Here is a 13,169-nt window from a genome sequence, read left to right as displayed (position 1 = left end):
GCGATTTCTCCGGTGGAATAGCAAAGGTAGGCCGGTGTAACGGGTGCAAATCCGGTGATCGGCTTGCCGCATCTCAGTACGTGTTCGTACTTCCATTCGATTTTCCGGTGCGAAATCGACCATGCCGACTTTCTTTACAAAATTGATTTACCGCCGCTTTTCGTTGCAAACTCCTGACGGCGGATTTATTGGATGCGCCTGCCCTGTAGTCTACCGGGTAGAAAGCGGCGGTATTCACATCAAAAGCGGTTAGGTTAAACCCGTACGATTTCTTTCCGAGCACATGGGTTAATGCCGTAAAAAATTGTTCGAAAACCATTACCCATCTGTGAAATTTGTCTACCAGAATGGGGCAGTTTGTAAGGTGCGATGCAAGTCGCTCAACGTATGTTTTAGAAAAGGGAATGCCGGCAAAATCAAACCGGAAGGTTCACTTCAAACCGAGCGTACCGACCCGGCTCGGACTCGATTTTTAGCCTTCCTCCCATTCCGTCGATTAAATGCTTGACCAACGGCAACCCAAAACCAAACCCTTTTTCCCCAAGGCTTCCTTTCGTTGTTTTTCCGTCTCCTTGTAGGATCGCATCTATCTGTTCCCTGCGCATACCTGCGCCGGTATCTTTAACGATGACCGATAACTCTCTACGCTGACCTTTTTCAAAAAGATCGAGGCTTACCGATACCTTACCGCCTGCAGGCGTAAACTTGATGGCGTTTGATACCAGGTTACCAATGATTTGGAGTAGTTTTGCTTTCGGGAAGGTCAACTCGCTTTTGCAGGAATTTACTTCCACCGCTAAATCAATGTTTTTCTGCTTCCCTTGGATTTCGTAAAGGTTTTTCAGTTTATTTTTCAGGATAGACAGGCTGCATTCATTTTCGGCCGGAGCACTCCGTCTTACTTCCAGGGCATCCTTACTCGAGAGAATCTCATCCGCCAGATCCAACAAGGATTTACTGCTGGTTTGAATGACCTTGATAAACTCCAGTACTTCGTCCAATCGATTCTGATCACCCTGTTCATTGACGATCTGGGCCAGACCTATGATTCCTCCGAGAGGTCCCCGAATGTCGTGCGCAATCTGTTTTTGCTTTTCTTCGGAATGCTGTAGCTTGGATCGTAAGGAAGCCACGGTTTTAGAGATTTTCAGTCGATTAACAATCTCGTCGGCAATGATTTCCAATAAAGCCACCTTCTCGGGACTAATTTCTTTGGCCATTTTGTCTAACACACAAAGCGCACCCAAATTTAAGCCGGCCTCACTTGTCAATGGAACGCCCCAATAATACCGCAAATGGGGGTCATCCGTTACATAAAATTTTCGATTGAACCGCTCGTCTTTGGATAAATCCAGAACCTCAAAAGGCTGATCACCCATGATGGTGTATTGGCAAACGGAGTCCTCCCTGTCCATCTGCATCACCGGTATGCCCTCACTCGCAACACTCCATTGCGTGAACGCATCTATCAGATTAACCAGGGATATTTCCGTCCCGGCTACCTTCGCCGCCAGTTTGGCAAGATCCTGTAATTGGGTTTCCAGCTCTGTGGCATCCAAATCGTATTCCGCCAAATGCACCAATCGATCAAATTCATTTTCTGGTATCATAGGTTCTACCTTGTAAATTACCAGCAATTTAGGGGGTATTAAACCTGTATCCTACCGAAAAATCAATAAAAAACCTAGTAAAATTTACATGACAAAATCCTGTACCAAAGCAGCAAAAAACACCATTGAAACCGGGATGAAAACAAAATATTTAATAGAAAAACCTTGATACCGAAAGCGATTTACCCCATTCCGTGACTCCCGTCAGGTTACCCACGGACCGGGACTTTACATCCCGCGAATGAAAAATGACAAAAAACTACCGGTAAAGCGAATCCACAAACCCCGCAATGTATGCCGCCTGAGCGGCACGGGTTTCCTCTCCGAAGTGTACGTGATCAATGAACCGATCATTGCCCAGGTTTTCCGTAAAACCATGTAGATCGATGATTGGAACGTTTCGGGATGTAAAAACGACATCGGCCACCGCATTGTACACGGCTACATCGGCTGAATACCGGTGAAAGGACTGCTGCCGCGAATTGTGGGTCTCATCGTCTACCGGGGTGGTGCGTATCCAGACCATGCGAATCCCCTTATCCTCCAATAGGGCATATACCTGCTCCAGATTGGCCCGATAGGCATCCAGCGATACCTGCTTCTCTCCCGTCTGCACATTGGTCTTGATGTCGTGCAGCCCGCAATTGATCAGCACCAGATCCGGCCGAAATGCCGGGTCTTGCACTTTCCGCTGAAGGTATGCCAAAACCATACCCGAATCGCCTCCATTTGCTCCGGCGGGATTGTCCAGGTTTGAGGAGTCGGCGCCCTCGTTTCGTTTGCGATCATAGGCCCATTTTCTCTCCAGGTACTGCTCCAGGTAGGGGCCATACTGCATGGAAATGCTGTCGCCAATTACAAACAATTCCGGTAGCTGCCTCCTATCGGCAGCGGTCACCACTAGTACCAGCAAAACTACTACCGATAGTCGCTTTATTTTGATTCCTTTGTTTTGCATACGATTTATTTATCAACGCCTATTTCGATACATTTGCATACCGGGTTTTGTTCTTTTGCAAAGCGCTTTCCCTGACGCCACCATTTCTTCATTTGATAGGGATCAAAAATCAATGAATTTTCCGTCAATACCGCAGGCGGATAATAAAAGTTAAGGTTTACCCGACGTCTTTTTCCCAGTAATTCACCAATTTTGATGTCATCGCTGGAGATTTGATCCAGCATAAAATCAAAGGCCCTTGTGGTAAGTTCCAGGGCATTCCGAACGGGCCGCTTCATTTCCCTTCCTGCCCGGGCTTTTAGAACGATGACGTCTACTTCATTTGCTCCCCGGTAGATGGCCTCGGAAATTGGTACCAAATCCGCAAAGCCCCCATCCGCATATTCACAACCGTCTTTTTCCAACAAACTCATGAAGGGGATTAAGTTGGACGATGCCCATATCCACTCACAGAAATCGTCGTAGGCGCAATCCTTTAGCCGCTTGTATTCCACGCTATTGGTGCTGAGGTTCGAAACGGTTATGTAAATCTCTGCCGTATTGGTTTTCATACGGTCAAAATCCGCCGGAGTAATGATCTTTTTGATCAAATGAAACAGATTTTTACTTTCTCCAAAGGTCTTTTTTCCCTTCAAAAACATTTTGATGGTGCTAAAATGATTGATCCGGGTTTTGTATACGCCGTTTTTTTTGGAGATAATAAAGGGATTGGTGCTGAATATGCAATCCTGTGTGACCGAAGTATAGATGGCCTTTATCTTTTCAATCTCATTGATCGACAACAAAGGCACCAACAGGCTCCCTGTAGAGGTTCCAACAAAAATGTCGTAGTTCATCTGACAATCCCGTATCAGGTATTCGGCGATCCCTCCCCCAAAGGCTCCCTTGCTCCCTCCACCGGAAATGACAAGCGCTCGTTTTTTTTCCATCCTACCTAAATTAGCCGGCATCATCCACCCGAATATTTTCCAACAGGATTTCTGAAAGTAATTCAAGCGATCCCGCTTCGTACAAGGCCTGTATTTCCTCTAGTGGGACCGTTTCGTCCGCGGGTTTGTAATTGTCGTAATCCTGAAACAGAATACCTGAGATTTCCCGCTGATTTTTGGCCTTCCGAAAACGCAAGCCTCCCCCATCCGTGTGGTAGGTATACGCCAAAAAATCCATTCGGAAGTTTTCTTTATTGATCCAATACAAAAATTCATCGTCGTAATCCTCGCCCCCACCGTTTTTCTGAAAAGTGACTTTGACTAATTCGTAGGTTTTTCCATCCAATTGCGTTTCTCCCAGGTAGGTTTTGATTACCGCAGGGTCATTCAGTCCATAAGGTAAAAAGGCAAAATAGGCCACCGAGTTCACCGAGTTGGAATACGCATTGCGGTCCTTATCGGACAGGTTCACCACTTCCCCATTGATTTTGCGGGTAAACCCCTCGTTATCCAATTCATCCACTACCTGCCCGGATTCGTCAACAAAGGACCGGACGTACCGAAACCGTTCAGGCGATTTGGCTATCTCATAGGACCGCTCCCTAAAATCAAAACGAATGGTGGACGATTCGAACAGGTCGCCTCCATGCGCTTCAATGGATTGATCAATGATGCGATCCGCCTCAGTTTTCGGGGAACAGGCGATCCATCCGCTCAGGAGGATGCAACCATAGAGAAAATTTTTCATGCGATGAACCGTAATTTTTTTCATGGTATCAAATTAACCTAATATTAACTAATTACTCGGAATTATCACAACGATTCGCTTTTTGCGGAGCTAGCTGAAGAAAGTCTCCGCCGGCTTGCGAAATGCCGGTAAGCAGTGAGCACGATGACGATGGCTAGCAAGAGGTATTCGGTCGCGACCATTCCCATAGACTCGGTGTATTCCGGCCGGGCGTAAACGTGATAGGACAGAAATACCAGCCCACTCCATGCAACAAAAATCCGGTTAGTCGTGAGCACACTGATCCCCACTGCTGGAATCAGGTACCAGGGGTGTACGGTGGTTTGAAGCAAGAAAAAAACCAGGTACATCCATACCATTTTAGAAACAAGTGCTTCCCGTGTAAATGTCCGCTGGTACAACCCCATCGTAAGCAAAGCTATAGCTGCCAGCCCCTGAAGTGCCGGCCCCACGTAGGCGATGGGGTTGTAGTCCACAAAGTAACCGGAAGCGGCCCGAATCAGGTAATATAGCGAGGCATTGAATTCAAATTTACTTTGGTACAGGCGGAAACTTTGGAAAAAGTTTTCGGCCCCACCGGCGATCACAATGGGACTTAACAGCAGCAAGACAACAAGTACTGACACCAGGGTGAATTTCCAAAATTGGTGCTTGCCCCAGAAACGAATCCAGACCGGCGCCAATAGTAGTGGGGTCAGTTTCAGCCCAATGCTTGCCGCCCAGCTCAGCCCTGCCCAGGGTGGCTTTTGCACATCGTAGGCGTACACCGCGAAAAGCAGGCCGGTTAAGACCCACCCTTCAAAGTGGAGGTTTCCCGTAAGCTCCAGAATTACCAGGGGATTGAAGGCATACCAGGAAAGTCGGTACGATGGCATGCGCCACCGAAAAAGCAGCTTTTGGATCAACCAGAGATTGATTCCTTCGGCCAACAATACGGTTGCCCGCAAGACAAGTACATTAAGGAACAGGTTTTCTCCCGGCAGCGCCGCCAACCAGAAGAAAAACTGGTGCAAGGGGGGATACAGCGAGAAATACGCTGGAGAATTCATCCTATCCAGCAAGGTTTCCCAGTACGGGTTTTCAGGCAGCAGCCCCGAATCGCGCACCGTTAGGGGCAATTCCAGGTACGGATTGATTCCATTTGCCAGCAACTGCCCGTCAAAAATGTACCGGTAAAAATCATCCGATAACTCCGGCCAGGCTCCCAGCAAAAGCACGCGCAATCCCAGAGCCATGCTTAGCAGTATCAGGGGCGAGAGCGCTTGCTTTTTTTGCACCGACAGCAGGTACAAATAGCTCAGAAAGGCCAGCACGTACAAGCCCAGCAGGGTTGGGAAATCCGTTCTTGGGACCCCATAGGCTATTCCCACCAGCCCAATGGCAATCCCCATAAAACCCAGAAACGTTTTCAAGGGGGCGGGATTTATGGATTGAGGTTCAATTCATTTCGTAAAAATTCATCTTCCAGTGCATTCCGGTTCCAGTAGTCGATGACCTTCATTCCTTTGCGGGTAGCTTTGGTTATTTCTTTTTCTCCGTTTTCCTTGGTGTGGGTTTCCTCCCAGCCCAGGATGGCGTGGGGAAACTCTTTTTCAAAGTCAATGGTCAACTCCCTGCGGTCGGAGCTGTAGGTTACCTCCAACTGCCTACGGGAATCACTGATATCCCGAAGTCGGATAAATGCCTCTTCCGCAATAAAATCGGCATGGGTCAATCGCTGATAGATAAGGGAGGGCCACATTTGCACACTTCCCGTTGGCACCTGCTCGGGATGAATCCGAATCAGGTTCCATAAATCGTCCTCCGCCATCCCGTTCAGGGAAAAACTTTTGTCGCCCTCTGCTTCAAAATACGAGAACAGCTCCCCGGAATAGGAGTCCCCTCCGGATAAATTTACCTGGGCAAATGCTTGCCCGCACCATTCCTGAGAAGATACCGTGAACTTGAGCCCCTGAGACGCTTCTTTGGTAGGAGTAAAGGCCGAGAGCATCATGTGGTAGGGATAGATTCCCGTAACAAAACCCCTGGTCTGGTTCATCTTGATCACCGAGATTTTGTCCCTACCCGCCGAAGCCGGGTCATCCAGCTTCACCTGCTCACTCCTGGAAAAATCCTCCGTTACAAAAATCAATACCGCTTCACCTTGGCGGGGCTGTCCATACCGGTACTGAACCAGATCAAAACTGCTGATCTCAGCGGTTCCCTGAAACCAATAGTCTCCCCATGCATCAAAATCCACGCCCTCTCTTTCGGGACGGCTACAAGATAGGGCCAACAAAATTCCGGTAAACAAGAGCAATCGATTTTTCATAGTGGCTGATTTTTAGTGGTAATTTAACGAAAATATAGGACAGTTTCCGTTTTCTGGTCAGTCGATTCCCAAAACCTTACCGGTATTTCCACAGGCTCCATAAGATTTTGTAACCGGCACCAATGACGCCGCGCAGGGTGCCGCTCACCTTGGATTTTCCTATTCGCTGCCGATAGGTGACCGGCACCTCGGTGTATTTCAACCCATGTTTGACGGCCTTTAGCTGCATTTCTATGGTCCACCCGTAATTCTCGTCCTCCATATGCAGGGAGCGTAACTTTTCCCAACGTATGGCCCGAAAGGGGCCAAGATCAGAGAAATCCGCCGAAAACAGCTTCCGCATCAAGCGGGTGGCCAGCCAGTTCCCGAATACTTGCGGCAGTGTCATGGAGCCCCTCTCCCGTTCGCCCCTTGCCCTGGAACCGATCACCAAATCGTACCCCTCCTGAATCAAGGGAGCGAGGAGCATTTCCATCTCCTCCGGATAGTCGCTGTAGTCGGCATCCAGGAATACCAGAATATCGGGAGGAACCGGCTGCTGCGTCACATAGGCCATACCGGTCAAACAAGCCTTTCCGTATCCACGTATGGGCTCGTCGACCACTACCGCCCCGGCAGCCGCGGCCACCTTTCGGGTAGCGTCGTTTGAATTGTTGTTTACCACGACCACGTTTCGGACAAAGTCTGGAATGTCACCAATGACCTTACCCACGGCATTTTCTTCGTTAAAAGCGGGGATAATAACATCTATCACAAAGGAACTTCCGTCGTTGGTATTCATGGGATATTGGTTTTGGAGTCAGGCTCCATGCGTACGTGTAATTAGTCCAGGCGAGGATCGTTAATGTTGGTGCAGGGTTTCGGGTAGCCACCGAGCACCTGCCTTTCCAATGCATTTTTTTCTTGGAAACCGGTTGAAGTCGGGTGCTGCTGTCTGTGCTAACCCGAGGCCGGGCGACCCATGCTCCGAAAAGAAGCCAGGCTTACCATGCCAAATCCCGAAGCCAACATGCCATGGAAAAGGATCATCTCATACGTTCCGGTATAGATGGACAATCCAACCACCAACAGAAAAACCAGCGCGAGTACGCCCTCCACATAGCTGGTAGCCGGCACGTTTCGAAGATGGTAGGCATTGGCAAACCAGCCCAAATCTTTCTCCTTTAGGTTGTACTTCGGCGTTCGGATAAAGGGCGATTTGATACCGGTAAGTCCTTCCCAGACGGCCTGGCCATTGTGAACGGATAGCCCCATGGACACCGAAAGGAACACGGGCAATTCCCACAAATACCGAAAGAATCCCTTTCGGGAATAGCCTGCCAACTGTAAATTGGCAAAGAAATAAACGGCAGCAATTACCACAAAGCCAACCAAAAAAAGCGCTGCTGCCTGGAAAAATTCCGCGGGAATGAGTCCTTTGTAAAACCCCCACCAAACCGGCAAACTACTCAGACTGACCAGCAAAATGGCAATAAATAACAATGAATTTAACAAATGGGCCGCTGCATGGATCTTGACAGCAAAGGAAAACGGCCCTTTCAGCACCTGTTTGAGGTGCTTGACTGCACACTCGGCTCCACCCTTGGTCCAGCGAAACTGCTGGGATTTGATGGCAGACATCACTGGTGGCAATTCGGCCGGTGAGACCACATCCGGACGATAAAGAAATTTCCAACCCTTTTGCTGGGCTCGGTAGCTCAGGTCCAGGTCTTCGGTAAGGGTATCGGCTTCCCAATCGCCTGCATCCAGGATGCAGGATTTTCTCCAGATACCACCGGTACCGTTAAAATTAATAAAGGCATGTTGTGCATTTCGGCCCATCTGCTCCACCATGAAATGCGCGTCCAGGGCAAAGGCTTGCAGCCGGGTGAACAGGGAGTAGTCTTCGTTTAAATGTCCCCAGCGCGACTGAACCATACCTATTTTCTTATCAGTAAAATGAGGCACCGTTTTTAGTAGAAATTTGGGATCCGGGACAAAATCGGCATCAAAGATGGCAAGCAACTCGCCCGACGCCCTGGCCAATCCCTCCTTCAGGGCTCCTGCTTTGAATCCGGTCCTGATTTTCCGATGTAGGTGGCGAATGTGAATTTCCGGATAATCCCGAATGGCAGTTTGAACCAAGTCGAATGTTTCGTCCGTACTATCGTCCAGGATCTGGATCTCCAGCTTTTCGGCAGGATATTCCAGGCGGCAAACGGCATCGATCAGCCTTTGTACCACGTATTTTTCATTAAAAACCGGCAACTGTACCGTTACCTTGGGCAGGTCCGGATCGAGCAGAGAAGCCGGCGGTACGGCATTTTTCTTGAATCGAAAAAAATGCCACAGCAGGTTTGCCTGTGCAAAACTGTACAACAATATGAAGGTCATGGCCAAACCATACACTCCCAAAAACAGATAAATCCACATGATTACGTATTCAAATTGATCGAATCGTTGCCAATGATAATTGGCAAATCGTTAATTCTTCCGGATTCCTCGCCATTTTCCAGTTTCAGCACGCCACGCGGGCAGACGGCCGAACACACCCCGCATCCCACACAGGAGGAACGGACGATGTTTTGCCCTCGCTGCGCATACCAGCGCACGTCAATACCCATTTCGCAATAGGTGGAACAGTTGCCACAGGAGATGCACTGCCCCCCATTCGTCGTAATCCGGAACCTGGACTTGAATCGTTGTACCAACCCTAAGTAAGCGGCCAGAGGACAACCGAAACGGCACCAGACCCGGTTCCCCATAAAGGGATAAAATCCAGTTCCGATAACCCCCGCAAAAGCCGATCCAATCGCAAAACCGTAGAGGGAATGGAGCTGATCAGTGGCTTGACCCAGCAGCCCAAATTTCATGAAATAATTGAGCAGGGTAACCCCCGTTACTATTACGGCAAGCGCCAAAACTCCATGCACCAGGTACCGTTCAATTTGCCAGGATTTCAGGGATTTATCGGACAATTGCCGGTACGGATCTCCCAGCGTCTCCGCCAGCCCTCCACAACCGCAAACCCAGCTGCAGTACCAGCGCTTGCCGTAAAAATAGGTGATTACCGGTACACCAATGACGATGAGTAGGATCCCCCATACCAGCATAAACATTCCCAGAGCTCCGGAATTCACCATGCCATCGATTCGGTATTCGTAAAAAAAAGTATAGTCCAATGGCCAGATATTTTTAAAATCGTGCCAGGGCATGTTGAATAAAACCAGTATTTCGGGTATCAGAAAGGCAAAAGCCAATTGAAAGAACATAACCGACACGGTTCGAATGGTTTGGTAGTTGTTTCCCCTGTATTTGCGAAACATTCGGATACCCATAACCAAGATGGCCAAGGTGTACACCAGTCCGTAGAGAAACCACTGACTAGCCGGCCCGCCGGACAAGGCTTGACTTATGGGATCCACCAGAATTACCGAATTACTCAGGTATTCGGGGTACCAATACAGAATCACGTAAAACAGGATCAGATAGGTTCCCGTAACCATGCCCAACCAACCCCGGGCCTTCATGGACGAAAAATAAATGCCGTCGTTTTTGATACCGGCCGTTTCATTCCGATGTAAGGGTAGAATGTACAGCAAACCGCCAAGAACGGTCAATCCCACGGAAAGCGCAAGAAAAAGCAGGGGATAGGCGGGCACCGGTCCCTGGGATGCAGTTTTTGTTAAGGGAAAAGCATAGTCGTCCCAAATCACCTGATCCCATTTTTCCTCCGCTTTCAAGGAGTCGTTATGGGCCTCCATGTATCCGTTGAGATCTCCTATAAAGGCAAAGGGTGACCCGTATGATTGGCCGTACATCGGGGCCAACAAATCCACCATCACCTCCCGGTGCATGTCTTTGGTGGCCGCTTCTACCTGGGCGGACTCCAATTGCCAGGTACCCAAAAATGGGACGGCCGTAAAGATGACCAAGCCAGCCACTACCAGAATCAGGCCGATATTTTGTATGAACTTCATGCCCTTGTACCAATTAACCGTTGAATAAGTGACCTTTTCGGGAGTGGTAGTGATTTTCCTGTTTCCCGATTGTAAGCCTGGATAAATTCTGTTTGCAAATCCCGGTAAAACTCGGGATTAAAATTGGCCCGATCCAGGCGAGACACAACCTTGTCTGCCGGCCATCCCTTCCGAATCGCCTGATCAAAAAAGGCATGCCGCATGCGCCAGCCAAATGCATTGACCCCTAAGAGTTGATCTGCCTTGCTAAAAAGCAACCGTAAGGCTATCTTACCCGAGGCATCCTCCCAATAAAAGGACCATTCTCCATCCCGGCGCCTGGCCGGTACGTGCCCGTAGGTCTGGTACTCAATGTCAAAAAACTTTGCCGAATTGAACCATATCCCGGGCTTATACGAAACCGGATTTTTACTTGTCAGGTTATGCGCCAGGGTTTCTCCATGCATTCGCCCAGTGTACCATACCTGTTCGATGTTTTTCCGGTCAGGCCCGGGTGGGGTTTTAAATTCCGCGCAATCACCGATGGCGTAGACATCCGGCAGGTTGGTCCGAAACCGCTCGTCGACCAAAATGCCCCGATTGGTTGCCAGTTCCGAATCGGTGAAAATGGCTATATTGGGACTCACACCTGCTGTCAAGCCCACGAATTCACACGGGATCTGCTCACCGGAGCTGGTTTCCACGGCCTTTACCTTACCGGCACCGTCATCCAGAATAGCGGTCAATTCGGTCTCCATTCGCAGGTCAACGCCGTGCTCACGAATGTGCCGCCCCACCAATTCTGCTTCTTCATCCGGAAGTATGTTGTCCCAAAAGCGCTTTTCCCGAACCAGAAACGTCACGGGTATCTTTCTGGAGCTAAACATTTCTGCCATCTCCACGCCGATCAGTCCCCCTCCCACGATCACCGCTCGGGTTATAGAGGGCGTGTGTTTTTCCATGGACAGCAGGTCCTGATAGCTATACAAGCCCTGCACGCCCTCGAGGTCCTGACCCGGCCAGCCAAATTTATTGGGTTTGGATCCGGTAGCCAGAATCAATGTACCGTAACGCAGCTCCTCTCCTTTCTGAAAGTGCAGCAGTCGGTTATCGAAATCCACCCGGCTTACCCAACCTGATTTTAGTTGAATAGCGTTTTTTTCCCAAAAATCATCGGCATAGGGCTTGGTGTGTTCGTATTTCATGTGGCCCATGTAAATGTACATCAACGCAGTCCGGGAAAAGAAATGTTCGGTCTCCGCAGAAATTAGCGTGATGGGAACTTCTCGATCCTTTTTTCGGACATTCCGTGCACAGGTCACCCCGGAAATACCATTGCCAATAATAACGATGTGATTGCTTTTTTCACTCATGGAGAAAAATCCTGCCTGTATTCATTGAATTGTAACAAATCTACTACCCTAGCAGACGAAGCGCTATGCTTTTCCTGACAAGTTGGTTAAAAATATCAGGAATTAAAAAAGAAAGCAGCTGCATCAGAAAAAATCCTTTTTGAGCGGTTAGGGTAGGTTGGGAAACGCAATTGTAAACTCCGTGCCCTTCCCGGGTTTACTCTTTACCTCTATTTTTCCACCCAGGGCGGTGACATGCGCATGTACCAGGTAGAGCCCAATCCCCTGACTTTCCTTGTGGCCGTGAAACGTTTGATCAAAGCCAAATATCTTTGATTTTACCTGCGCCATGTCAAAGCCCAGCCCGTTATCCTTGAAGGAAAGCCGGGTGGTTCCGTTTTTCAGGTAAGAGCGGATTTCAATCAGGAGCTTGGTATTCGGCTGACTGTATTTGATCGCATTGGAGATCAGGTTCAGAAAAATACTCTCCAGGTACATCCGGTTAAAAACTACCTGGGGAACAGCAGAAAAATCCGGCAAAAGCACAGCGCCGGAGTTTTCAATGACCGACTGAATCGCAACCCTGGTTTGGGAATACACGTCCTTTAGCGAAATCGGCTCCACCCGAACCTGCATGACGTCGTCCTGCTTTAGGGTAGTCAAAAAGGTATCCAGCATTTGCTTTAAACTTTCCGTCGACTGTTGCAAAAGATCTACCAACTCCAGGGTTTCCGGATCCTTGATTTTCTCGGTATCCATCAGCTTAAAGACCGCCAGCAAATTATTGACGGGTGACCGTAAGTCATGGGAGGTGGTAAAGGTTAGCTGCTTGAGTTTGTCGTTGGTTTGTGTGAGGTAGCGTATCCATTCGTTTTTCTTCAGCTCGATCTCCTTCTTGGCAGTAATGTTCCGCGCAATACCGTAGATCAACTCCTCTTCCGGTACAGGAAACGATGTCCAGGAAAGCCAAATCACCTCTCCTTTTTTGGTCAGGTACCGGTTTTCGAAATTTTTTAATGGCGTACCGCCTATGATATTTTTTCGAATTTCGGCCGTAACCGATGTATCGGCACCGTAAACAAATGTGCTAACGGGGTTGGAAAACAACTCATCGGAAGTATATCCGAGTAACTTTTGAAAGGAAGGGCTGACTTTTTTGAAATACCCATCGTAGCCAGCAATGCAAAACAAGTCTGGGGAAAACTTAAAAAACAAATCCAAATCGTAATCTGTATCCTTCAACACATTTCCTAAATCTTTAACCATGTTACCACACTGTAATATAGTGAAAAACTAACGTTTTTTCCGTACTTCAAATCGACT

Annotated in this window: 11 protein-coding genes; all 11 read right to left on the bottom strand. The window is 48.6% G+C overall.

Translation table 11 applies throughout. The features are described from left to right. Positions 1-416: 416 nt before the first annotated feature. The 11 genes from GCU44_RS05450 to GCU44_RS05400 all read right to left on the bottom strand — a co-directional run bounded on the left by GCU44_RS05450 (position 417) and on the right by GCU44_RS05400 (position 13,112). Entirely contained in the window at positions 417-1,610 is a 1,194-nt protein-coding gene (locus GCU44_RS05450) for a GAF domain-containing sensor histidine kinase (protein ID WP_154854863.1), read from the bottom strand. Between the two features lie 259 nt (positions 1,611-1,869). After that, complete coding sequence (locus tag GCU44_RS05445; protein ID WP_154854860.1) at positions 1,870-2,568, bottom strand: SGNH/GDSL hydrolase family protein; 699 nt, start codon at positions 2,566-2,568, stop codon at positions 1,870-1,872. Positions 2,569-2,573: 5 nt separating this feature from the next. Next, on the bottom strand, positions 2,574-3,497 hold the full coding sequence (locus GCU44_RS05440; RefSeq protein ID WP_154854856.1) for a patatin-like phospholipase family protein: 924 nt from the start codon (positions 3,495-3,497) through the stop codon (positions 2,574-2,576). Between the two features lie 10 nt (positions 3,498-3,507). Further along, on the bottom strand, positions 3,508-4,269 hold the full coding sequence (locus GCU44_RS05435; protein WP_241684846.1) for a DUF6503 family protein: 762 nt from the start codon (positions 4,267-4,269) through the stop codon (positions 3,508-3,510). Positions 4,270-4,310: 41 nt separating this feature from the next. Next, on the bottom strand, positions 4,311-5,657 hold the full coding sequence (locus GCU44_RS05430) for a carotene biosynthesis protein (RefSeq protein WP_154854850.1): 1,347 nt from the start codon (positions 5,655-5,657) through the stop codon (positions 4,311-4,313). An 11-nt stretch (positions 5,658-5,668) separates the two neighbouring features. After that, entirely contained in the window at positions 5,669-6,556 is an 888-nt protein-coding gene (locus GCU44_RS05425) for a hypothetical protein (RefSeq protein ID WP_154854847.1), read from the bottom strand. Positions 6,557-6,632: 76 nt separating this feature from the next. Next, positions 6,633-7,337 (bottom strand): glycosyltransferase family 2 protein, encoded by a 705-nt coding sequence (locus GCU44_RS05420; protein WP_154854845.1) that lies wholly within the window; start codon positions 7,335-7,337, stop codon positions 6,633-6,635. A 158-nt stretch (positions 7,338-7,495) separates the two neighbouring features. Then, on the bottom strand, positions 7,496-8,971 hold the full coding sequence (locus GCU44_RS05415; protein ID WP_154854842.1) for a cellulose synthase family protein: 1,476 nt from the start codon (positions 8,969-8,971) through the stop codon (positions 7,496-7,498). Next, positions 8,971-10,515 (bottom strand): 4Fe-4S binding protein, encoded by a 1,545-nt coding sequence (locus tag GCU44_RS05410; protein WP_154854839.1) that lies wholly within the window; start codon positions 10,513-10,515, stop codon positions 8,971-8,973. Before GCU44_RS05410 ends, GCU44_RS05415 begins: the two co-directional genes overlap by 1 nt. Next, positions 10,512-11,867, bottom strand: a complete 1,356-nt coding sequence (locus GCU44_RS05405; RefSeq protein WP_154854836.1) for an NAD(P)/FAD-dependent oxidoreductase — start codon at positions 11,865-11,867, stop codon at positions 10,512-10,514. The genes GCU44_RS05410 and GCU44_RS05405 overlap by 4 nt, the downstream gene beginning before the upstream one ends. Before the next feature lie 147 nt (positions 11,868-12,014). Next, positions 12,015-13,112 carry a PAS domain-containing sensor histidine kinase gene (locus GCU44_RS05400; protein ID WP_241684845.1) on the bottom strand — a complete coding sequence of 366 codons (1,098 nt, stop codon included), beginning with the start codon at positions 13,110-13,112 and terminating at the stop codon, positions 12,015-12,017. Positions 13,113-13,169: the final 57 nt, after the last annotated feature.

This window comes from Cyclobacterium xiamenense (assembly GCF_009467825.1).
In the GTDB taxonomy this organism is placed as follows: Bacteria; Bacteroidota; Bacteroidia; order Cytophagales; family Cyclobacteriaceae; genus Cyclobacterium; species Cyclobacterium xiamenense.
Note: the sequence above shows the minus strand (reverse complement) of the source record. Positions and strands in the feature narration are given on the sequence as shown.

Bases quoted from the DNA above. Each gene is read 5' to 3' on its own strand.
- GCU44_RS05450 (WP_154854863.1), bottom strand. From the start codon at position 1,610: ATGATACCAGAAAATGAATTTGATCGATTGGTGCATTTGGCGGAATAC.
- GCU44_RS05445 (WP_154854860.1), bottom strand. From the start codon at position 2,568: ATGCAAAACAAAGGAATCAAAATAAAGCGACTATCGGTAGTAGTTTTG.
- GCU44_RS05440 (WP_154854856.1), bottom strand. From the start codon at position 3,497: ATGGAAAAAAAACGAGCGCTTGTCATTTCCGGTGGAGGGAGCAAGGGA.
- GCU44_RS05435 (WP_241684846.1), bottom strand. From the start codon at position 4,269: ATGAAAAAAATTACGGTTCATCGCATGAAAAATTTTCTCTATGGTTGC.
- GCU44_RS05425 (WP_154854847.1), bottom strand. From the start codon at position 6,556: ATGAAAAATCGATTGCTCTTGTTTACCGGAATTTTGTTGGCCCTATCT.
- GCU44_RS05420 (WP_154854845.1), bottom strand. From the start codon at position 7,337: ATGAATACCAACGACGGAAGTTCCTTTGTGATAGATGTTATTATCCCC.
- GCU44_RS05410 (WP_154854839.1), bottom strand. From the start codon at position 10,515: ATGAAGTTCATACAAAATATCGGCCTGATTCTGGTAGTGGCTGGCTTG.
- GCU44_RS05405 (WP_154854836.1), bottom strand. From the start codon at position 11,867: ATGAGTGAAAAAAGCAATCACATCGTTATTATTGGCAATGGTATTTCC.
- GCU44_RS05400 (WP_241684845.1), bottom strand. From the start codon at position 13,112: ATGGTTAAAGATTTAGGAAATGTGTTGAAGGATACAGATTACGATTTG.